The following is a 21956-nucleotide window of genomic DNA, read 5'->3' on the forward strand; positions in this document are numbered from 1 at the left end:
GTTCGGATGCCGTATAAAATCGAGTTTGACGGTCAAAACTTGACCTTGATCTGAAAGCCGAGCGTGAACGGCAAGTCGCTCGAAGGAATGGGCGGAATGAGGATGATGTTCGCGCCCACGCGCTTATAGTCCATCATGATGAGCGGCGCGGCCACGGGGCCAAGCGTGTGATTGTGCCCAATGCCCCAGCGGCCGTAGTCATAACCGGAGATCAAGCCACCCATGGCTGCGAGCCGCACGAAGCCCCAGTGAAGGAACTCGGGCGCCCAGACGCCGCCGCCGTAAAACGAAGGCTTCGAGAGCGAGTTGCGGAAATAGCCGCCGGTCACTGCCCATTGCGGCGAGACCCAGCATTCCACGCCAATGCCGGGATTGAACTGCTCGAAGTGCTTATCGGGATGAACGTGATGCGAGCCGATCATCGCATCGATCCAAACGCCGTCAGAGCACAGCGCGGCGTGCGCCGACGGCGTCCAAGATACCGTGATGGCAGCGAGCGCCGCCGCACACGCGGCGCGAGCGAATCGGAAACAGAGTGGCCATGAGCGCATGATTTAGGCGTCTTATTTTCGAGATGAAGGTCGTCGCGAACTCTACCTGATCGTGCCATTTTCGTGTGATGAACTGACACGCACGTGACGAATGCGCACTTTCCTTTTTCGGAGGAAACTCGTTTTTCGCGTCAAGGAGATACAGATCGATGAAAGTTTGGAAAAGCTTGCAATGCGTCGCGCTATTCGCGTTGATCGCAACGAGTGGATGCACGCCGCTTGCGGTCGTCACGCACAGTGTGTCCGCGAATGAATCGAGCGTGCCGCCCGGGATCTATCAGTTAGATGCACATCACTGGAATGTGAGCTTCGACGTCGATCATCTTCATTATTCGCGCTTTGTCATGCGTTTCGACAAGACGGCCGGACAACTCGACTGGAGCGCGGATGGCATGACGGAGAGCACGGTGCATGTGACTATCGACGCCGCGAGCGTCAATACGAATGTGCCGTTGCTCGACCGGATGGTAAAGGGCCCCGACATGTTCGATGTCGCGCGTTATTTGAACATCGAATTCGTCAGCACCGGCTTCACGCGTACGGGCAACGACAAGGGCACATTGGCAGGCAATCTCACGATTCGCGGAACGACACGACCCGTCACTCTGGATGTCACGTTCAACGGGCATTCGGTCGATCCACTGACCAAGCTGGAAACGTTAGGCTTCTCGGCCGACGGTCATTTCAGCCGCGCGCAGTTCGGACTGACGACGTGGTATCCGGCAGTCGGCGACGATGTTCACGTCGCCATTCAGGCCGAGTTCGCAAAAGAGAAGCAGTGAAGCGCTGACACTTACGCCGCGGTCCAGTCGAGCACGACCTTGCCGCTGTTGCCCGAAAGCATGGTGTCGAACGCGCGCTGGTAGTCGTCGACGGGGAATGTGTGCGTGAGGATCGGCGAAAGATCCAGACCACTTTGCAGCATCGCGACCATCTTGTACCAAGTCTCGAACATTTCGCGCCCGTAAATGCCTTTGAGCTCAAGACCTTTGAAGATAACCTGATTCCAGTCGATCGCAGTTTGTGCGGGTGGAATGCCGAGCAGAGCGACTTTGCCGCCGTGGTTCATCGCTTCCAGCATGGCGGTGAAAGCGCTCGGTACGCCGGACATTTCCAGGCCGACGTCAAACCCCTCGGTCATGCCGAGTTCTTGCATGACATCGCGCAAAATTTCATTGGAAACGTTGACCGCTCGCGTTGCACCCATCTTGCGGGCAAGTTCGAGACGATATTCGTTGACGTCCGTAATGACGACATTACGCGCTCCGACGTGCCGCGCAATGGCGGCCGCCATTACACCGATGGGTCCGGCGCCGGTAATCAGCACGTCTTCGCCGACAAGGTTGAACGAAAGGGCAGTGTGCGTCGCATTGCCGAAGGGGTCGAAGATCGCGGCGACGTCGTCGGAGATATCGGGCGGAATCTTAAACGCGTTGAAGGCAGGAATCACCAGGTATTCGGCAAACGCGCCTTCGCGATTCACGCCAACGCCAACGGTGTTGCGACACAAGTGACGGCGACCTGCGCGGCAATTGCGGCAGAATCCGCATGTGATGTGACCTTCGCCGGAAACGCGATCGCCGATGGCAAAGCCGCGGACTTCCTGTCCCATCTCGACGATCTCACCGACATATTCATGGCCGACGTGCATCGGCACCGGTATCGTCTTCTGCGCCCAGTCATCCCACTTCCAGATGTGAATATCCGTACCGCAAATTGCAGTCTTGCGGATGCGGATGAGGACATCGTTATGTCCGACTTCCGGCCGCTTGACGTGAGTCAAGGTAAGACCGGGGGCGCGTTCGAGTTTGGCGAGTGCTTTCATTGTTGGTGTTCCGGGCGGTTGTGTCGCGGCGCTGCTTGTGACCGCGCCGTGCATCTAAACGTCGGGGAACGTGTCCTGACTTTATGCGCATAAAGGACCCTGCGAAGCGTGAGTCCTAACGGATCACACCAAGCGAGCGGCCCACGCGCGCGAATGCATCGACTGCGCGGTCGATGTGTTCGGCAGTGTGGGCGGCGCTCATCTGCGTGCGGATGCGCGCGCGGCCCTTTGGTACGACAGGGTATGAAAATCCGATCACATAAACGCCTTCGTCGAGAAGCGCGTCGGCCATCTTCGAAGCAAGTTGGGCATCGCCAAGCATGACGGGAATGATCGGATGCTCGCCGGGCACTAGATCGAAACCTAAAGCGGTCATCGCTTGCCGAAACCGCGCGCCGTTTTCGCGAACGCGTCGCCGGAGCGCGGCGCCTTCATCGCTATCCAGCAACTCAAGCACTTTCAGCGACGCAGCCGCAATGCTCGGCGCAAGCGTGTTCGAGAACAGATACGGCCGGCTGCGCTGCCGCAACAAGTCGATGATCTCCTGATGCGCAGCCACATATCCGCCTGACGCACCACCGAGCGCCTTGCCGAGCGTACCCGTGATGATGTCGATTCGATCGAGCACGCCGCAATACTCGGGCGTCCCGCGTCCGTTCTCCCCGATGAATCCAACGGCATGCGAGTCGTCGACCATGACCAGCGCGCCGTAGCGTTCAGCCAGATCGCAGATGCCAGCAAGATTGGCGATGATGCCGTCCATCGAGAACACGCCGTCAGTTGCAATCAATTTGAAGCGGGCGCCGGCTGCATCGGCTTCCTTCAAGCGCGCTTCGAGGTCTACAAGATCGTTGTTCTTGTAGCGCAAGCGTTTTGCCCTGGAAAGACGCACGCCATCGATGATGCTCGCGTGGTTCAACTCGTCGCTGATGATTGCATCGTCCTCGGTCAGCAACGTCTCGAAGAGCCCGCCGTTTGCGTCAAAACAGCTTGAGTAAAGAATGGCGTCGTCGGAGTGGAGAAACTTCGCGGCTTGTTGTTCGAGCGCTTTGTGGACTGTTTGTGTTCCGCAAATAAAGCGAACGGATGCCATGCCAAAGCCATCTGCTTCAAGTCCGGCTTTTGCGGCTTCGACCAAGCGAGCGTCGTTCGCAAGACCGAGATAATTGTTCGCGCAAAAATTGAGGACGGTGCTCCCGTTGGCAAGGCGGATCTCCGAGGACTGCGAGCTAGCGATGACCCGCTCGCTTTTGTAAAACCCGGCGGCGCGAATCTCGTTAAGCGTAGTTCGCAAATGGGAGAGGTATCGGTCTTTCATCGGCATCTTTCCAGTATCCGGCTGTTTAGGAGTCGATGCGGACCAGCCAGGCTCGGCCACACCTTTAGCCCTGTTATAGTTCATTCATTGCATTGGACAGGTTCGGTATTTCGAACCGATTTCCAGTATATCGAACACTCTAAGGGAATGCAGCGTTCATGACAAGTTCTGTCACAAGCGGCAAGGCTGGTGATTCCTCAGGCAGCGGAACTGCGCCACCACGCGTTGGCGAGCAGATTCAGCGTCTACGCAATGAAAGGAAATTGACACTCGATGACTTATCCCGCGCCGCTGGCGTTTCGAAATCGATGCTATCGGAGATCGAGCGGGACAAGGCCAATCCGACTATTGCCGTGGCGTGGCGGCTAACGAATGCATTGGGTATCAGCCTCGATCAACTATTTGCGCAGCAGAAGGCCGGTGACGTCATACGCGTTGCAGGTCCGCATGAGATTCCTACATTGAATGGTGATAACGGCGGCTATCAGCTTCGCGTGTGGGGACCGATTGAGCTGGCTGGAAAATTCGAATGGTACGAGCTCACGTTGCACGCGGGTGCGGCGCTCATCTCGGACGCGCATGAGCCAGGCACGCGGGAGCATTTGACCGTGTTAAATGGCGCGATCGAAATCGAAGCATCAGGTGCTGCGAAGCGACTGAAGGCGGGGGAAACCGCACGTTACGCTGCCGACGACGGTCATGTCATTAGGAATGTCGGGCGAGGCGAAGCAAAGGCTTTGCTCGTGGTTATACATGGGTAATGGCCCGACTCGCGAGTCTGCGGTTTTCCGCGAGCAGGTGCTCCGCCTCTTCCTCCAGCGCACAGCAACGGTGGCATGGCACTTCTTTATGCGCATAAATTTCTGGCGCGTCCTGCGAAGACGTAGCATCCGTCTGCGTCGCGCGGCCGCCTTACGTTACTCGCCGCGCACTCCCACGCAGGACTGAACCGCCGATAAGCGAAACCGCACATACACGCAAGGCGACTGGCGAGACCCTACTTTCATGACGGCAAGTACTGTATATTTATACAGTATAAAGACCAGTCGGAAGGGGCGAATCATGGAGTCGAACGGCGAGCATCTCAGCAGGAAGCAGTTTGCACGTGCGGTACAAGATCTGGAACGCATTACGCGGCAGATTGCGGGCCGATACATCGATCTGGGCGTGCCGCTGACCTGGCGTTTGCTGCACGCCATCGAAGCGGAAGCCGTGGCGGACCTGGGCTTCGCTGGCCGGCACGAGGCTGCGTTGCGCGAACTTTTTGCCCGCCCCGACGACTTCCATTTCCCCGAAACCGACGACGTGGTCGATGTCGCCTCTTCCGACGCCTTGCCGGCAGTATTCGCATTCGCCGTCGACGCCTACGAATGCGCTGCACGACAAGGCCGACCGCAACTGGCCATCGCCGCACACTGACATGGGAACGATGCACGCCGCACATCGCTAGTCATCAGGCGGCAAAGTCCGCCGCCATGTCCGCATCCGTGCGCGCCATAAGTCTGCCGCTGCGGCAGGCCAAGCGGAACGCGTCGTAATCTTTTTCGACTTGATCCGCATAGGAGCTTGCGTATCGGACGAGCACTTCCGCCATGCGATCACCAGAACCCAGATAGCCGGAAATCTCAAGCGCGCAGCCGCTTGCCTTGGCATGCGCGCGCGCGAGCGCCCAGCCGCATAGCGACGCGTATCCGCGAAAGGCCTCGCCGCTGAATGTTTCGAGGTCGGCGGATATTTTCATGTCGCGCAGTTGGCGAACATAAAGCGGGCGTCCAACCGGGCCCGACGCCCAGCCTAGAAAAGGATCGCTCGCCGCCTGCATCAGGCGTTGCCCGTGAACGATGCGATGCCCGTCGTGCGTATGTTTCGTCGCGCCGACGTAGCGCGCCACCACGGACGTCGATGCCTCTTTCAACTGCAGGAAGAGCGCCTTACCAAGATGATCGGTAAGCAACAACACGAAGCATCGCGTTCCGACACTTCCCACTCCAACCACTTTGAAAGCGATGTCCTGAAGTGCGAATTGCGACAAAAGCGCGGCGCGCTCGGATGTCAGCGTCGAAACGTAATCGCGTATGAGCGGAGTCAGGATCGTGTGCGAATCGCCTTCGAGCTTCATCCACTCGTCGTCTTCGTCGACGAGCGTGCTTGCGCCGCGAATATGAAAGATCGCGGGCGGCGCGTCGCGAATTCGCCAGGCATCGCCCGATCGATCGGCGAGCTTCGGCAGCAGCTTTTCATGCGTGCGCCGGCTCGCGCGTTCGCTACCGCGCTTGATCCGACGTTTCACGTCTTCGTTTTGCACATCGTCGTACATCCTGTCGAACGTAATTCGTTCGTACCAAAGATCCAGCACGCCCATCTCGGCATACTCGCGCATGTGCTGCTGATAGCTCTGGGCCGCTTCGAAGCAGAGTGCTTCAGAGCCCGCGCGGCCGTGGCCCAGATGCCTGCCCGCGACCGCCACGCTCGCGACGAGTCGCTTGACGTCCCATTCCCATGGACCTTGTGCGGTTTCGTCGAAATCGTTCAGATCGAATACGAGCGCACGCTCGGGCGTCGCGAACCCGCCGAAGTTTGACAGGTGGCAGTCACCGCAGATTTGAACGGTCAATCCACTCGAAGGTGTACTAGCTAGATCGTGCGCCTGAACAATCGCGCTGCCACGAAAAAAAGCAAAGGGCGATGCCAACATGCGGCCGTATCGCAGCGGAATCAGCGCAGGGACGCGACCCATGCTGCTTATTCGCAGCAACTCGATGGGATCGCGATCGATGTCGCCGACAGCCTCTTGCGTGCCTCGTGGTGTTCGCTGACGCGCGGCACGTCCGCTAGCCCGGCGTTCCTGCCACGTAGACGTCGATTGCCCCGAGTCTGATGCAAAGCCTTCGCCCATGGATCACCTCTCGTTATTATTCGAAGTACGTCACATCGAAAACAGTAGTCGACGATTGCAAACACCGCTACAAGACACTTCACCACACTTATCCTGAAGAGTGCCCTTGACGGAATCAGTCCGAAGTCCGACGCTGTTCGCAACGCAACATGACGCTTAGAAGCGCACTTTGAACACCATGCCGAACACTACCGATCTCTTCGACCAACAGCGCGCTGACTGGCAAGCGGACCCGCATGCTGCTTTCGATGCGTGGCTCGCGCAACAGCAGTTCCGGGCATCGTCGGCTGATGTCTATCGGGCACAATGGGGCAACTTTCTTGAATGGCTCGCGGCCAGGCGCACAACGCTTCATACGGTGCAGCGACCGGTCATCGAGCAGTTCGTCTCTCAACTCGAGATTCGGCGGCCACAGCGCATGCGCTATCTACGCTTGATCGAACGCGTGCTGGATCACGTGCGCGAGATCGAATCGGCGTCGACGAATCCGGCTCGATTCATCGCGCAGGACGGCGAGGCGGCGTGGCGCAAGGCACGCGACAACGAGCCGACCGGCTTTCTCACGCATGACGAACGCGGCTTGCTGATCGCGCGACTCGATGCGCCGCTTGGCGCATTGTCGAGTGTGCAGCGGTGGCGCGAGCTTCGCGATCGAGCGCTCGTCGCGGTGTTTCTCGGCGCGGGGGTGAAGACCGGCGAGGCGGCGCAACTCACTATCGATTGCTATGCGCGCGGCGCGCCCTATGTCACCGTCGACGCCTCGAATCCCATGCTGATCCGGCAGGCCCGGCTCTCGCCTTTTGCCGTCGATGTGCTGGATCGGTGGATCGACGAACGAAAGGTCGCCGGACTCTCGGGCGCGCTGCTCTTCCCGGCCGCGCCCGCCGGTCGGCCGATGCACAAAGCGACCATGCTGCGCGCCATCGATGCGGTGGTCGCAGCGGCGGGAATCGCCGAGTCACGCGCCGCGCGCGCGAGCCCGCAAACGCTGCGCAATACCTATGCGGCTGAACTTTTCGAGAACGGCACAGACCCTGAACGCGTTGGACAATGGCTCGGATTCCAGCAGATGATCTCGGTTCATCGCCTGCATCGGGCGTGGCAGGACTGGATGGGTGAGCAAATACGGGAGCGCGATATGGCCGAGGCTTGCGGGCAAGACGGGATGGAAGATCGGTTCATCGATCCCGAAAACTCTCACCTTTGACCTTCGACACCCGCGTGCGGGCTAATCAGCCTTCAATCGCGGGGCTTCGATGAATCCTTCAATTGCGGCCAGCTTCGACGCGGCCGCGCCCGAAGTGCGCTCGCAATTCGGACAAGAGAGCTCGAACTCGTCTTCGTGACGCTGCAGTTCTGGCTCGCCGATTTCGCAGGCCGGGCACGCGGTGGGGGTCACGAAATACGCATCGACCTGGGTGCCGAGCGCCGCCAACTCTTCGGGGTTCAGTCGGCCGTCCTGGGCCATCGACGCCAGCAGTTTGCCAATCTCGGCACTCATGCCCGCTCTGACGCGATGCGCGTCTCGCTCGCGAACCAGAGCATCGATCTCGTCCGACTGCGTGCGGACCTGCGATTCCAGCCGATCCGCGCGGCCCCTCGCGGCGCTAAGTTGTTGAATGAATTCGAATTCTTTCTGACCTGCCTCTCGCGTGCCGGCCTGATACGTCGCCGCCATGCCGCGTAACGCATCCAGTTCGACGAGCATGGGCTTGACCCGGCGCTCCGCTTCCTTGACTGCATCCTTGATCTGCTGCGCGTAGTGCTCGCTATTTCGACGCGATTCGTCCTGAAGCGCATCGATGCGTTCGCGCAGCCGCGCGCCATGCGCTTGCTCTTGCGAAAGACGATCGGAAAGGGACGAGTTTTCCTTTTCCAATCGCGCGATGACTTCACGCAGGCCTGACTGCGCATCGATCTGCTGCTCACGGGCCACTCTCAAGTCGGCTTCAAGACTTGCGATTTGCCCCATCGCCGTGTCGAGATGCGCTTTTGCTTGCTGATGCGCTAGCTCGATCGCTTCCCTCCGGATTTCGGCCTCGCGCGCTTGCATTTGAGCCGCGCTGACAGTCGCATCGACTTGCGTGCGCTCGGCATTCAGCTTCGAGCGGGCTTCTTCTTGCGCATGTACGAATAGTTCCGTGAGCAGCTCGCCAGCGCGCTCCTGTAAGGCTGCAGGCAGCCCGCCGGCATCGATTCGTACGCGCATCGACGAGCGCACGGTGGACCAGAACGCTTCAATGTCTTTGGGAATGTCGCCAGCGCTACCCGTCTGCGTGAATTCTCGGACCGTCGTAACTGACGGACGAACGCCAAGATCGAAAAACAGGCGCTTACACGCGTGCATGGACAAGTCCTGCCTGCGTGCGCCTGACGCCCTCATCTGTTCTATTTCTTCGCGCAAGGACTCGCGAGTCGCCATTTTCATATCAATTTCCAGCGCATTTGTATCGAACGGTACGTTTTACGTTTTGAGCGTTATACGGCAGCAGATCCACTCGAGTCAAGAGTTGTCGATGTGCGGTGGCACCGACTGAGTACTGCAAATCTTAGTACTTTGAACATCAGAGCGTGAAACATCCTTAGCATTTCCATCTATCATGTTGATATTCTTGAATGATTTCTGCTGCGACTGGTTTTTGCGAGGTTTCACGTCGTACTGAGCCGGGACGGATCGTTTTGTTTAGAGCCAGATGCTCGCGCGGCTCGTTTGAGAGTAATAAAAGTAAACACCTTTGAAACCTTGTTAACCCTGTTAACGCCTTGGCAAAACCTTACTGCATAAGGCTTTCCAGGCCGTCGGGTGAGATGTTTCAGGATAGAAGGTGAAGCTATTCGGGACACTCTGGTGATGTCCTTCAGGGCCGTACGTGAGGACTCGCGGGAGGCTTGGTGAGCGGATTCAGGGAGCCCGTTTTTAATGTAGGTGAGATTTTCCGGGGGCTTAGTGCCTCAGTTCTCCCGCCATGGTTGGATTGTGGTCGAAATCCTCGATCAACCGAGGTGAGGCTTATCGGGATTGGCCGATTGGTGTCCGTCACCGGATAAAACGGGTCGATTTTACCGATAGGTGAGGTATTTCAGGCGCCAAAGCGTTCGTGCGGTGAGACTTTGCAGGACCAACAGCCATAAAACGAGCGAAATCGGACCCCGAAGCCTTGGAGGTGAGGCTTTACGGGGAGATGTGAGGCCAGAGAGACCGCTACGTTTTGTGCAATGCTTCCCTTGAAGCGGGCCAAAATAGGAGAGGTGAGCTTTTACGGGGGCCTATTCGTGGTCATTCCCGCATTGGCTTGCTCGACGGAAGACACTTCCTTTGTCCTACTCCGAAATAGCGTGACATCGCTGAACCCGGTTCAAACACCTCATCTTCAGAATACCTTCTTTAAACAATGAGTTAGCACAAGCGCCTGGGCTATGCCAGCGTTAGGGTGAGAGTATTCGGGACCTCGTCGCGATAAGGCAGCGCTCACGGAATATCTCCTAGGGTGAGAATATTCAGGATCGGGCATTCGTCACGTAAGCCTTTCGAGCCGTCTTCGGAGCCTTATAGGGCGAGTCTCCAGCGGACGTAGACCGCGAAGGTGAGCTTTCTCAGGAGCTTCAAGTGAGCCTTTGCAGGACCGAAACGCGCCTCGAATTTTCCTTCAAGGTGAGCCCTTTCGGGATGCCAACACGCATGAACCAAGACGGCGCCTGGAGACGGCTTTGCTCACGTTTGTCCTATATTCCGCTTAAGGTGAGGTATTACAGGAGCGTTTTGAAGTTCGTCGACTTAAGGAGATCCACATATGCCCTTTTTCTGTTGCTTTTGGCGACGATCGTCATCCCAAATGAACGCGTCGTGCGTGTGCGACACGCCATTTTTGGGGAAAATTTTTTTCGGTGAGATTTTTCGGGACCTGTGCCGCGATGCCGTGATGCCCGCTGGCGCTTGCCGCTCCCGTTTACCCGCGTGGCTTCTAGGGATGGCGCCTGACGCTCAAAGGTGAGTGGTGAGAGTTTACGGGACCGCACCGCAGTGAGCTTCCGTTTGTTCTCGTACTTCACCCCAAACGGTGAAGGCCACCCCGTAGACGTTAATCACCGCACTCGGTATGCTGCTGGCAATCCCGATACTGTCCGACGCATGGCAACCAAACGCGCAAAGAAAACCGATGTTGTCAGCCCGAGCTCGGCTGAGTTGCGCAAGGCGGTCGAAGCCATCGCGATTCAACCGAAGAGCGGCAAGATCACGCTGCTTACTCGCAAGCTCTTCAACGTTCTGCTCGCCGTGGCGCAGCAGGCGGACGAATCTGGCGACACCTACCGCGCGTTGCTGTCCGACATCGTCGCGAATTCCGCATTCGATTCGAACGATACAGCGCTGGTCAAGGAGCATCTGCGTCGCATGGTGTCGGTGCAGGTCGAGTGGAGCACGGGCACGTCGAGCCAGAAGCCCGGCCGCAAGTGGGGCATCTCGACGCTCATCGCCGACGCGGAAATTCTCGAGGACCCGACGACGCGTCGCGTGTGGGTCGAATTTTCCTTCGCTCCAAAAATCAAAAAGAAGCTGCTCGATCCGGTGCAGTATGCGCGTCTGAGCCTGCAGTTCCAAAGCCAGTTGCGCAGCAGCGCGGGTCTTGCGCTTTATGAAATATGCGTGCGTTATCTGACCAACCCCAGCCATCTGACGATGCGCGAAACGTGGGAGTGGTGGCGGCCGATTCTATCCGGCACGCCAGATACCGAGGCTGGAGACGAGGCCAAGCGAGAGTACAAGTATTTCAAGCGCGACTATCTTCGTCCCGCAATCGCGGAAGTCAACGCCGTCACCAACATTTTCGTTGAACTGGTGGAACACCGAGAGGGTCGTCGCGTCGCCGAGATTCAGTTCCGCGTCACGGAGCGCAAGCAGCCGATGCTGGCGCTCGACGAACATCCGAACGTCTTCGACAGCACGCTGGTCGACAGGATGGTAAAGATCGGCATTCCGTTGAAAGAGGCGCAGACGCTGTACGCCGACAGCGAGGAAAATCGCATTCGGGCGGCGTTGCAGATGACCGAGCAACGGTTGCGCAGCACGACGCTTCCGCCTATCAGAAGCGCGGCAGCGCTGTTCAAGGACGCGCTCAAGAAGGGCTACGCGCCGCCGCTCGAAGCGCTACCGCCGGCAACGGCCAACGGCGCGCCGCGGTCGACAGCGGGATCGGCATCCGGCGCCGATGATCTCAAGGCACGCCTGCTTGGCGAGTTCTCGGCATATAGAAGGAAGGAAGCGCGTGCGCTCTACGACGAGCAAGGTGAGCGGGAACGGGAGCTGGCGCGGCAGAGTTTCGAAGACGACGTATTGCCGGAACTCGGCACGCATATGCGCGACGATTGGCGTAAGCGCGGCCTCGATTCGAAGCTGGCGGAAACGTCATTTTTCGACTGGCTGGCTAGGAAGACGTGGGGCGAGCCGACCGATGGGGATTTGCTCGCCTTCACACTTAGCCAGACACGCGCTAACTGAACGCGTCTGGCAGAGGGCGGACGCTGTTATTTCTTCTCTTCGTTGAACTGAAGCATGGTTTCGATCTGACGCAGCAGTTCATCTCGTCGATCCCGTGACAAGCCGCGCAACCGCAACTCAAGGCGATCCTCGCCATATGACTTGAGATCGCCGACCGCGACGCCGTCCAGTTTAATCTCCATTCGTTGGGCATAGCGTTGCCGGCCGGGTGGCTTGGGCACTTCTTGTCCGCTTGCGCGTCCCTTCACGATATCCGCGACTTGTCGCGTGCTCAGATCATCCGACGTGATCTTGTTGATGAGGCGCAGCGTGGCATCGCTGCCACGCGCCGAGTGGTAGCGCGTGATTTGATAGGCCATGTTCGACCCGAATCGATCAGGCCGAGCGACCATTTCCTGCATGACGTTTTCAGGAAGCTTCGCAACCGATAGCGCGACAGCGATAGTAGATTCGTCTAGCCCAAGATGGTCGGCCAATTCTCGTTGGCTCTGGAAATGTTGCTCGTCCAGAAAGCGTCGCCAGACGACGGCATTATCGAAGACGGTTTGCGAATCCCGCTGAACGTTCAGATCGTAGCCAAGCTTGTAGCTTTGAATTCCAATAGGCAGATCGACGACGATCGCTTTGACGGTTTCCTTGTTGGCTTCCTTGAGCGCACGGACGCGACGGCCACCGTCGCTTACGAAGAAGGTCCCAGCGTTATCGTAGTCGGGGATGACGTGGATGGCCTGCTGCTGTCCCTGCCTTGCAAGGTTGACGGCTAGCTCCGCGATTGATGCTTTCAGATAGAAATGGCGCGGATTAAACGGGCTTGCTTTGATCGCCTTTAGCGGCAACTCGATGACCTGCCCGGGCGTGTAGCGATTCGCACGTCGCCAGGCGCGAAACTGCTCGGATTCGGTGCTGACGTCTGCGTCGGCCTGCTCGTCGGATACGAAAGTGCTTGCGCGTCCATTCGCGGCCTGTCCGACGCTTTGTATATCGACGATTCCATCGATGGCGTTCAGGCGATCTAGAGCGGTTCGCTTCTCGCTGCTTGTCGTATCGGGGCGGGCCTTGAAGCCTTTTGCCAGTTGGGACGGTTTCATTCAGGGTCCTTTATGCGCATAAAGTCAGGAGAGCATGCCGAGGATTTCATCGGCGCACGCGCGAATCTCGGCAGCAGCGAGGCGCGAGCCGCGGTCGGACATTTGCAAAACGGTTTGTCCCAGCGCCATGGCCTGCTTGTAGCACTCTCGGGTTGGGATCTGCGTTTTTAGTAGCGGAAAGCCCAGTTCTTCAAGAGCGACCTTCAGCTCGCGCGTGAGCATCCGCTTCTCTTCCGTCTTGTTCAGCAGAAACACCGCGCGCAGATCTTCGTTCATCACCTGCGCTTGCTGAACCAGTTTGACGAGGCCGACGCTCGACCAATAATCGGCAGGCGATGATGATGTCGGAATCACTGCCACGCTCGCGGCTAGCAGAACGACGCCTGACACCTTCTCTGTAATTGACGGCGGGCAATCCACCACGATGATGTCGTAGTCATTCACGAACTTTCTGATTTCACGATGGATTTGTCCGCCCGCTTCCGAAAGATTCACGACAGGAAAGGGGATGCCGCTCGCTTCGTCTGACGCAGCGCTCGACCAGTGGATTAACGTGTTTTGACCGTCTGCATCGACGACGAGCACGCGCTTCTTCTTTTCGTGAAAAGCTGCGCCGAGGTGCATTGCAATCGTGCTCTTGCCAACGCCGCCCTTCTGCTGCGTGATCGCTATGATTTCCGCCGCCACTTTAATGCTCCGGTTTTTGCAGGCGGTTGAATTTTACATTGAGGTTTAGTAATTTCAACTTTAATTCGACATTTAATGTGTCGTTAGCCATTTGGCATAGGGTGAGCTTTAGTTGATTTTGTGAAAGCGCGGACGTGGGGCCTGATGGATGCAATTTCAAATCGCACATCATGCTCGACAGCAAGAAGCTGAGGCGTAAGACCAATATCTCCTCGTCACGGCTTTAGGCGTCTTGGAAATTATTAAGCGGTGCCGCGCGGCCGGACCAGCTTTATGCGCATAAAGTCACGGCACCCCCGAAGCCCGAAGCCCCGAAGCCCGAAGCCCGAAGCCCGAAGCCCGAAGCCCGAAGCCCGAAGCCCGAAGCCCGAAGCCCGAAGCCCGAAGCCCGAAGCCTCGCAGCCCACAGCCCGAAACGACACCGCACGCCCCACCCCCAAAATCGCCTATCCTAACCCTGCCTCAACCGCCATTCGCCGACCGAGTCCGGAGCTCCGTAATGACCGTTCGCAACCTGGACATCTTGTTCGCGCCGAAGTCAATTGCTGTGATCGGCGCATCAACGCGGCCGGGCAGCATCGGCGAAATGGTATGGGCCCGCGCCAACAGCGCTGGATTCAAAGGCCCAATCTGGCCAGTAAATCCAAAGCACCAAACCATAGGCGAACAGCCGAGCTTCGCCGACTTAGCTCACCTTCCTGAAGCGCCGAGCGTTGCGGTGCTATGCACGCCCCCTAAAACTTGGCCTCAACTAGTTGAACAACTCGGAGACTGTGGGACCAAAGCTGTCGTCGTTATTGGAGAGGCAGCGAGACACCCCGCGAGAGCCGAATTCATCTCCAATGCAGAGTCCCACGAATGGACTGCCCGTACCCTTGCCGCCGCGCGTCCCTTCCTGCTGCGCGTGGTAGGACCGGCAAGTCTCGGCGTAGTGTCTCCCGCCGTCGGCGCATGCCTCGGGGCGCCAGCGTGCAGTGTCAAATCGGGCGGCGTCGCTTGGGTATCAGGCTCGAATGCGCTAACCAATGGCGTGCTCGGCTGGGCCCGCGCGCGGGGCCTCGGCTTCTCACGCATCGTCGCGTTGGGCGATGAAGCCGACGTCGATTCCGGCGATATCCTCGACTTCCTCGCTACCGACGCATCGACCAAAGCGATTCTTCTTGCGATCGAAACCGTCCGCGCCGCACGCAAATTTATCTCCGCCGCGCGCGCCGCCGCGAGGAATAAGCCGGTACTCGTTCTACGAACCGGACACGACGACCCATTCGATCGCCTATACGGTGCAGCCTTCCGCCGTGCCGGACTTGTACGCGTGGATTCGCTCGACGATCTGCTCGACGAAATCGAAACCCTGGGCGTGGGAAGCGTCGCAGCCGGCGACGTGGCAACCGTCATCACCAGCGATCGCGGCGTCGCCACTTTGGCAAGAGATGCGTTCAGCAAAGCCGGCGATGATCTGGCGCAATGGCCACTCGCCGCACGCGACGCCGTCTCGCTCGCGTTACCCCGAGCCGAATCCGGTAATCCCCTTTTGCTCGGCGACGATGCATCGCCCGCCGATTTCGGCATCGCGGTGGAAACGCTGGCTCCGCATCGCGACACCGGCACCATCTTCGTCGTACACGCGCCGACGCATAGCGCGCCCGTCGCGGACGTCGCTCGCACATTGATCGCCGCGCGCCGCCAGGCTCATCGCGGATTGCTCGCGTGTTTCTTCGGTTGCGTGGATGCCGCCACCCGCGACGCACTCCACGCAAATGGCATCCCGGTTCACACTACCCCGCAGCGGCTCGCACGTGGCTTTGCACGCCTCGTCGATTTTCGTCAGGGACGCGAATTGTTGATGCAAACACCCGACGGACTTCCAACGGAAATTCCAGAAGAAATCGATATTGCGCAAAACGAAATTCGAATCGCGTTGGAAAACGGCATTGCGGAATTGAATGGTGAACGTGCGGCGCGCATCCTCGCCCGCTTCGGCATCACGGTGAAGCCGGGACCGCCCGATTCCTTTTCCGCCGATGCAGTCGAGATACAGGCGCGCCTGCTCAACCATCGCGTCTTTGGACCGGTGTTCGAATTCAAGGCCGAAGGCGCGCTCGGACTTGCCGATGCGCTTCATGAATTTGCGTTGCCTCCGCTCAACCCTGTCCTTGCGCGCGATCTCGTCATGCGTTCGCCGCGCTCGCGCGAATTGCCCACCGACATGCTGTTGAACGCGCTGACCGCGCTGTCGCAAATGGTTTGTTATATAGAGGAGATCGTCGCACTGCGGCTGACGTTGCGTGTCACGCGCGATTCGGTTGCGGTGCACGAGCCGCAATTGACCTTAGGCGCGTATCGCAAGCAGCTAGCGATCGTGCCGTATCCGCGATGCATGGATGAGACGCTCGACTGGCGCGGCATGCGTATTACCGTGCGGCCCATTCGTCCCGAGGATGAAGATGCGCATCGCGCGTTCGTATCGGCGAACACGGCCGAAGATTTGCGCTTGCGCTTTTTCGGTGCCGTGCGCAGTTTCGATCATTCGCAACTCGCGCGGATGACCCAAATCGACTACGACCGCGAAATGGCGTTGATCGTGACACGGAGCATTGCGGAGGGCGCCACGGAAACGCTGGGCGTCGCACGCGCCATTTCCGATCCGGACAACGAGACTGCGGAGTTTGCCGTCGCCGCGCGCTCGGACATGAAAGGGAAGGGCTTGGGCTCGCTGCTGCTCACGCGAATCATCGACTATGCGCGAGAGCGTGGAACACGCTGGCTGGTGGGCGAAGCTTTGCGCGAGAACACGGGGATGATCGCGCTCGCGCGCAAAGCCGGTTTCGAATTGATCAGAACCGAAGATCCGAGCGTCGTTGGTTTTCGGATGCGACTCGGTGAAAAACCGACCTAGCCGGCCGTTCGCGATTAGCCGGCCAGTCGCCCGGACGCCTCGTCGATCTGCGCTCTCGTTATCGCCAACTCTTCGAGCAAAGCATCGGGATACGAACTTCCCGTTTCCTTTTCGAGTCTCGCGATCGTCAGCGCCGAGCGCGCCGAGTCTTTCGGCGTCGCGATGAACGACTTCACGGAATGTCCCGCCGAGAATGCTTCGAAGAGCGGTACACGAATCTCTTCCGGCAGCGCACGCGAAGTCCATTGATAAGGCTTGCCGTTATGCGTCAGTTGCGGCGGCAGTGTGCGTTCCTTCTTCGCGGCCGGAATAAGGCCGAAATTGCGCGCCGCTTCCGCGATCTGCTCGGCGGAAAAAAGCTCGTCCGGCGTGATGTCGAACTGCGCGATATGCGCTTCGAGCGCTTGCATTGCAGCGGCGCGATCGTCGCGCTTCTTCTGTGCGCGCGCGACGATATCGCGCAATTCGTCGGCCTCGTCAGGCGTGATCGTAAAGCTCGCCTGTTTCTGTTGAAGTTCGGAAAAACGCTGGAATTCTGAATCGGAAAGGAGTTTTGCCATGAACCGTGAAGATAGAGCGCGGCGTGCGCGTGAACCGGCTGCCGCTTTTTAGGAGGGCCGCCATTCTAACGCGTGTATCAGCCTTGATTCAGTCCCGCGTCATCGAAAGCTCGCTCGCGGCGCCGCGCAAAAGCGCCGTTACTTCTTCGATGGAAGGCGCGACGTATTCGTCGATACGCCGCATGAAAGGGCAGGTCAGCGCCGCGATGGCTTGGCCCGATGGCCCAAGCAACGGAAAAGTCACATCGGTGACGCCGAAGGTCTGCTGGCTGTCCTTTTGTGAATAGCCGAGCTCGCCGATCTTTTCGTAGTCGGCATCGAGTACTGCGCGATCGAGCGCCAGTTCGCCTTTCACCTTTGTATGTTCCGCCAGCATGTGCTCGCGCTGCTCCTCGGTTTGAAACGCGAGCACCACGCGACCGGAGCCGGTGTCGATAAGGCCGACGCGTGACCCCAGCCGGACCGAAATTCCCCACGTGCCGGGACCGTCCACTTGCGCGATCACCAGCAGGTTGCCGCGATCGTAGACGACCAGGTGAACCGACTGCTCGGCGGCATCGGCGAAACGTTGCATCACGGGCAGAGCCTCGGCAATTAGCCGGTTCATCGGCGGATGCCGGTGCGCAAGCGCGTACAACTTCAGGCTCAGCGAATAGCGGTCGCCCTCGGGCGAGCGCACGACGTATTGTCGCGCGACCAGCCGTTCCAGCATCCGATACATCTCGCTTGCATTGCGCCCGAGCATCTTCGTGATCTCGGCGCGCGTCAGTCCCGATTTCTGTTCCGAGAGTAATTCGAGAATGTCCAGTCCCTTGTCGAGCGCGGGCGCGCGATAGCGATCCGCGTCGCCATCGGTGTCGGTTACTTCAACGTCCATGTTAGGTATGCGTCGATTCATGAATTGGCGCCGAGTTTAAGCCTTTCGTCAGCAATAGCGTTGCCCGCGCTAGGGAAAGCACCAACTGACTTCTGATTGTCCGTATATGAATAATACGTTCACTGATGAATATGCGTATCGACAGTTTCCCGTAGTCACCCACACGGCCGTAGTCGCAAAAAACACAAGATCAGGAGACAAGCATGACGTCCTCAACTTCCTTTCGCCGCCTGGCCGTAAAAGCCGGCGTGGCGCTCGCCGTACTTTCGACCACCGGTGCAGCTGGCCTCGCGCAAGCCGCCGATGCCGGCAAGGTCGGCCTCGGTCTCCCGCTTCTGACTTCGCCGTTCTGGCAGTCGTACAACAACTATCTGCCGAAGTACGCGAAGGACATGGGCATAGACATCCTTGCGCCCGTCAACTCGAACGGCGATCCCGCGCAGCAGATCACCGACATGAACAACCTGCTGAACCTGGGCGCGAAGGGCATCGTGGTCGGCCCGCTGGATTCGGCCGCAATCAGCCGCGCGCTCGACGCCTCGGCGGCGAAGAACGTGCCGGTCGTCGCCGTCGATGTCGCGCCGACGCAAGGCAAGGTCGCGATGGTCGTGCGCGCCGACAACCGCGCGTATGGTTCGAAGTCGTGCGAGTACATTGGCGAGCACGTGAAGTCGGGCAAGGTCGTGCAGATCATGGGCGATCTGGCATCGGTCAATGGCCGCGATCGTTCGGAAGCGTTTCGCGAGTGCCTGAAGAAATTCCCGTCGCTGAGCCTGCTCGAGATTCCCGCCGCATGGAAGGGCGAGGCCGCCGCGACCGCGCTCGACAGCCTGCTCACCGCGAACCCCGACGTGAAGGCGATCTATATGCAGGCGGGCGGCGTCTATCTGTCGCCGACGTTGCAGACCTTGCGCCGCAAGCAGTTGCTGGTGAAGGCGGGCGATCCGAAGCACATCGTGATCGTGAGCAATGACGGCATTCCGCAGGAATATGATGCGATCCGCCGTGGCGATATCGACGCGACCATCTCGCAACCCGCCGATCTCTACGCAAAGTATGGCCTCTTCTATATCAAGGCGGCTCTGGCGGGACAAACCTTCAAACCGGGCCCGACGGATCACGGCAGCACGATCGTTCAGCGCGGTCCAGGCATTCTCGAAGATCAATTGCCCGCGCCGCTCGTGACGAAAGCCAATGTCGATGACAAAACACTTTGGGGCAACACCGTCAAATGAGCGCGCCCGTCGTTGAGACAGTTGGCCTGACGAAGCGCTATGGCTCGACGCCCGCACTCGCAGATGTGAGCATGCGCGTGCTGCCCGGCGAGTCGCATGCGCTAGTCGGACGCAACGGCGCGGGCAAATCGACGCTCGTGTCGATGATCACCGGCCTGAAGAAGCCGGACGCTGGCGAGATCCGCTTCAACGACGCGCCCGCGCCGCCGCTCGCCGACCGCGATGCATGGCGCGAGCGCGTCGCCTGCGTCTATCAGCATTCGACGATCATCCGCGAGTTGTCGGTGGCCGAGAATCTGTACATCAATCGGCAGCATCAGAAGGGCGGCGTGATCGACTGGCGCGCCATGCGCCGTGATGCCCGCGCGCTGCTCGACCACTGGAAGATCGACGTGCGCGAAGACGCACGCGCGGGCGATCTGACAGTGGAAGCGCGGCAGTTGGTGGAGATTGCGCGGGCGTTGTCGTACGGTGCGCGCTTCATCATTCTCGATGAACCGACTGCACAGTTGGACGGCGAGGAGATCAAGCGTCTCTTCAAGCGTATTGAAGAGTTACAGCGCGAAGGCGTCACTTTCCTGTTCATTTCGCATCACTTGCAAGAGGTGTACGAAATCTGTCAGGCAGTGACAGTTCTGCGCGACGCTCGGCATATCGTCAGCGCGCCGGTTTCGGCATTGCCGCGCGACCGGCTCATCGAAGCGATGACGGGCGAGCAGGGAGGCCTTGCCGTCGCGGATGCCGCCGCGCGCGCGCCCCTGCCCGCTGGTGCGCCGCAAGCGCTGCGTGTCGAAGCGTTACGCGGCGACGACTACGAGAACGTCACGTTGAGCGTTCGCAAGGGCGAAGTGATCGGCCTGACCGGCGCGACGACGAGCGGCCGGACGAGCGTCGCCGAAGCCATCGCCGGATTGAAGGCGCAACGCGCGGGCACGATCAGCGTCGATGGCCGCGTGCTGCCGCCGGGCGACGTGCCGGCCGCGCTGGCGCATGGTGTCGGCTGCGTGCCGAAAGACCGGCATCGCGAAGGCTTGGTGCTGTCGCAATCCGTCGCGGAAAACGCGTCCATGACGATCGCGCGATTGCTCGGCCGCTTCGGTATTGCGACGCCCGCGAAAAAGAACGCCTTCGGACGCCGCATGATTGCCGCGCTCGGCATCAAGACGCAGGGCCCGGAACATATCGTGTCGGGCTTGTCGGGCGGCAATCAGCAAAAAGTGGTGATGGCGCGCGCGCTCGCCACTGATCCGGACGTGCTCGTTCTGATCGATCCCACCGCTGGCGTCGATGTGAAGTCGAAGGAAGCGCTGCTCGGCGTCGTCGAACGCGTGCGCGAGGAAGGAAAGGCGGTGCTCGTCGTATCGGGCGAGCTGGACGACTTGCGCACGTGCGACCGCGTCCTGGTGATGTTTCGCGGCGCCATCGTCGCCGAATTCCCTGCCGGATGGCAGGACCATGAACTCATCGCATCCGTCGAAGGGGTGAATCTCCATGAAGCATGACGTACCCAACCCGGCGATGACCGGCGCGAGCATGGCCGTGGCGCGCCCGCGCATCGAACTGGCGCGTTTTCGCGACCTCGCATTGCTGCCCGCGCTGGCGCTCTTGCTTGCCATCGGCGCGTTCGTCAGCCCGAGCTTTCTCACGCAGGCGAATCTCATCAGCATCCTTGGGGCATCGGCGGCGCTTGCGCTTGTCGTGCTGGCCGAATCGCTGATCGTTCTGACAGGCAAATTCGATTTATCGCTCGAATCGACGGTCGGCATTGCTCCCGCTGTCGGCGCGATGCTCGTGATGCCGGCGGCATCGGCGGGCTTCGGTTTCGAGTGGCCGGCGGCAGCGGGACTTGCGGCGATCGTCGTGGTCGGTGCGCTGATCGGCTTCTTCAACGGCTTTCTGGTCGTGCGGCTGCGGCTGAACGCGTTCATCGTCACGCTCGCAATGCTGATCGTGCTGCGCGGCATGCTCGTCGGCGCGACCAAGGGCGGCACGTTGTTCGACATGCCGCCTTCGTTCTTCACGCTGGCCACGACACTCGTGCTCGGTCTGCCGATCTCGGTATGGCTCGCGGCGGCCGCGTTCGCCGTTGCCGCGTTCATGCTGCGTTACCACCGCCTCGGCCGCGCGCTTTACGCGATCGGCGGCAATCCCGAAGCGGCGCGCGCGGCAGGCATTCGCGTGGAGCGCATCACGTGGGGCGTGTTCGTGCTCGGCAGCGTACTGGCATCGATTGGCGGTTTGATCGTCACAGGCTACGTCGGCGCGATCAACGCGAACCAGGGCAATGGAATGATCTTCACGGTGTTCGCGGCGGCAGTGATCGGCGGCATTTCGTTGGATGGCGGCAAGGGCACGATGCTCGGCGCGTTATCGGGCGTGTTGCTGCTGGGCGTCGTGCAGAACTTGCTGACCTTGGCGCAGGTGCCATCGTTCTGGATTCAGGCGATTTACGGCGCGATCATCCTGGGTTCGCTGATGGTGGCGAGACTGGCGGGTGGAGATGCGCAGAACTGAAGCGGGAGCGCAGCC

18 protein-coding genes are annotated in these 21956 nt (G+C 59.6%); 9 read left to right on the top strand and 9 right to left on the bottom strand.

Annotation, left to right across the window (positions count from 1 at the left end; translation table 11 throughout):
- Window positions 1-32: 32 nt before the first annotated feature.
- A complete protein-coding gene (locus tag NCR98_RS14185; RefSeq protein ID WP_250526474.1) occupies window positions 33-551 on the bottom strand; it encodes a hypothetical protein in 519 nt (172 codons plus the stop codon).
- A 149-nt stretch (window positions 552-700) separates the two neighbouring features.
- Between NCR98_RS14185 and NCR98_RS14190 the strand changes: the two genes are divergently transcribed.
- The gene (locus NCR98_RS14190; RefSeq protein ID WP_250526475.1) at window positions 701-1333 is read left to right on the top strand and encodes a YceI family protein; all 633 of its coding nucleotides are present in this window, start codon (window positions 701-703) and stop codon (window positions 1331-1333) included.
- Between the two features lie 11 nt (window positions 1334-1344).
- Here the strand turns inward: NCR98_RS14190 and tdh are convergent, their stop codons facing one another.
- The gene (gene tdh, locus NCR98_RS14195) at window positions 1345-2376 is read right to left on the bottom strand and encodes an L-threonine 3-dehydrogenase (RefSeq protein WP_250526476.1); all 1032 of its coding nucleotides are present in this window, start codon (window positions 2374-2376) and stop codon (window positions 1345-1347) included.
- 115 nt (window positions 2377-2491) lie between these two features.
- Complete coding sequence (locus NCR98_RS14200; protein WP_250526477.1) at window positions 2492-3694, bottom strand: glycine C-acetyltransferase; 1203 nt, start codon at window positions 3692-3694, stop codon at window positions 2492-2494.
- Between the two features lie 158 nt (window positions 3695-3852).
- Between NCR98_RS14200 and NCR98_RS14205 the strand changes: the two genes are divergently transcribed.
- Both NCR98_RS14205 and NCR98_RS14210 read left to right on the top strand, forming a co-directional pair.
- A complete protein-coding gene (locus NCR98_RS14205; RefSeq protein ID WP_250526478.1) occupies window positions 3853-4455 on the top strand; it encodes a helix-turn-helix domain-containing protein in 603 nt (200 codons plus the stop codon).
- A 301-nt stretch (window positions 4456-4756) separates the two neighbouring features.
- Window positions 4757-5113, top strand: coding sequence for a DUF2471 family protein (locus NCR98_RS14210; RefSeq protein WP_250526479.1), 357 nt, complete (start codon window positions 4757-4759; stop codon window positions 5111-5113).
- A 34-nt stretch (window positions 5114-5147) separates the two neighbouring features.
- Here NCR98_RS14210 and NCR98_RS14215 read toward each other — a convergent pair whose 3' ends face one another.
- Window positions 5148-6590, bottom strand: a complete 1443-nt coding sequence (locus NCR98_RS14215) for a DUF2252 domain-containing protein (RefSeq protein ID WP_250509750.1) — start codon at window positions 6588-6590, stop codon at window positions 5148-5150.
- Window positions 6591-6768: 178 nt separating this feature from the next.
- Here NCR98_RS14215 and NCR98_RS14220 point away from each other — a divergent pair, with 178 nt between their 5' ends.
- Window positions 6769-7797, top strand: a complete 1029-nt coding sequence (locus NCR98_RS14220; protein WP_250526480.1) for a tyrosine-type recombinase/integrase — start codon at window positions 6769-6771, stop codon at window positions 7795-7797.
- Between the two features lie 21 nt (window positions 7798-7818).
- Here NCR98_RS14220 and NCR98_RS14225 read toward each other — a convergent pair whose 3' ends face one another.
- Window positions 7819-9018 (bottom strand): DNA-binding protein, encoded by a 1200-nt coding sequence (locus NCR98_RS14225; protein ID WP_250526481.1) that lies wholly within the window; start codon window positions 9016-9018, stop codon window positions 7819-7821.
- A 1701-nt stretch (window positions 9019-10719) separates the two neighbouring features.
- Here NCR98_RS14225 and NCR98_RS14230 point away from each other — a divergent pair.
- On the top strand, window positions 10720-12084 hold the full coding sequence (locus tag NCR98_RS14230; protein ID WP_244828994.1) for a replication initiation protein: 1365 nt from the start codon (window positions 10720-10722) through the stop codon (window positions 12082-12084).
- Window positions 12085-12110: 26 nt separating this feature from the next.
- Here the strand turns inward: NCR98_RS14230 and NCR98_RS14235 are convergent, their stop codons facing one another.
- Window positions 12111-13172 (bottom strand): ParB/RepB/Spo0J family partition protein, encoded by a 1062-nt coding sequence (locus tag NCR98_RS14235; RefSeq protein WP_250526482.1) that lies wholly within the window; start codon window positions 13170-13172, stop codon window positions 12111-12113.
- 24 nt (window positions 13173-13196) lie between these two features.
- Entirely contained in the window at window positions 13197-13859 is a 663-nt protein-coding gene (parA, locus tag NCR98_RS14240; protein ID WP_250466370.1) for a ParA family partition ATPase, read from the bottom strand.
- A 499-nt stretch (window positions 13860-14358) separates the two neighbouring features.
- On the opposite strand from parA, the gene NCR98_RS14245 reads away from it, so the two are divergent.
- Window positions 14359-16755 carry a bifunctional acetate--CoA ligase family protein/GNAT family N-acetyltransferase gene (locus NCR98_RS14245; protein ID WP_250526483.1) on the top strand — a complete coding sequence of 799 codons (2397 nt, stop codon included), beginning with the start codon at window positions 14359-14361 and terminating at the stop codon, window positions 16753-16755.
- 14 nt (window positions 16756-16769) lie between these two features.
- On the opposite strand, the gene NCR98_RS14250 is transcribed toward NCR98_RS14245, so the two are convergent.
- Together NCR98_RS14250 and NCR98_RS14255 are read right to left on the bottom strand one after the other, a co-directional pair.
- Entirely contained in the window at window positions 16770-17315 is a 546-nt protein-coding gene (locus NCR98_RS14250; RefSeq protein ID WP_250466373.1) for a hypothetical protein, read from the bottom strand.
- An 88-nt stretch (window positions 17316-17403) separates the two neighbouring features.
- Window positions 17404-18192: an IclR family transcriptional regulator gene (locus tag NCR98_RS14255; RefSeq protein ID WP_250509754.1), complete on the bottom strand. Its 789-nt coding sequence runs from the start codon at window positions 18190-18192 to the stop codon at window positions 17404-17406.
- Between the two features lie 203 nt (window positions 18193-18395).
- Between NCR98_RS14255 and NCR98_RS14260 the strand changes: the two genes are divergently transcribed.
- The 3 genes from NCR98_RS14260 to NCR98_RS14270 are packed head-to-tail and all read left to right on the top strand — an operon-like array spanning window position 18396 to window position 21941.
- Complete coding sequence (locus NCR98_RS14260; protein ID WP_250526484.1) at window positions 18396-19427, top strand: sugar ABC transporter substrate-binding protein; 1032 nt, start codon at window positions 18396-18398, stop codon at window positions 19425-19427.
- Complete coding sequence (locus NCR98_RS14265) at window positions 19424-20929, top strand: sugar ABC transporter ATP-binding protein (RefSeq protein WP_250493028.1); 1506 nt, start codon at window positions 19424-19426, stop codon at window positions 20927-20929. Before NCR98_RS14260 ends, NCR98_RS14265 begins: the two co-directional genes overlap by 4 nt.
- Window positions 20919-21941, top strand: a complete 1023-nt coding sequence (locus tag NCR98_RS14270; RefSeq protein ID WP_250526485.1) for an ABC transporter permease — start codon at window positions 20919-20921, stop codon at window positions 21939-21941. Before NCR98_RS14265 ends, NCR98_RS14270 begins: the two co-directional genes overlap by 11 nt.
- Window positions 21942-21956 lie beyond the last annotated feature (15 nt).

The sequence above is a fragment of the Caballeronia sp. GAWG2-1 genome (assembly GCF_023631405.1).
In the GTDB taxonomy this organism is placed as follows: domain Bacteria; phylum Pseudomonadota; class Gammaproteobacteria; order Burkholderiales; family Burkholderiaceae; genus Caballeronia.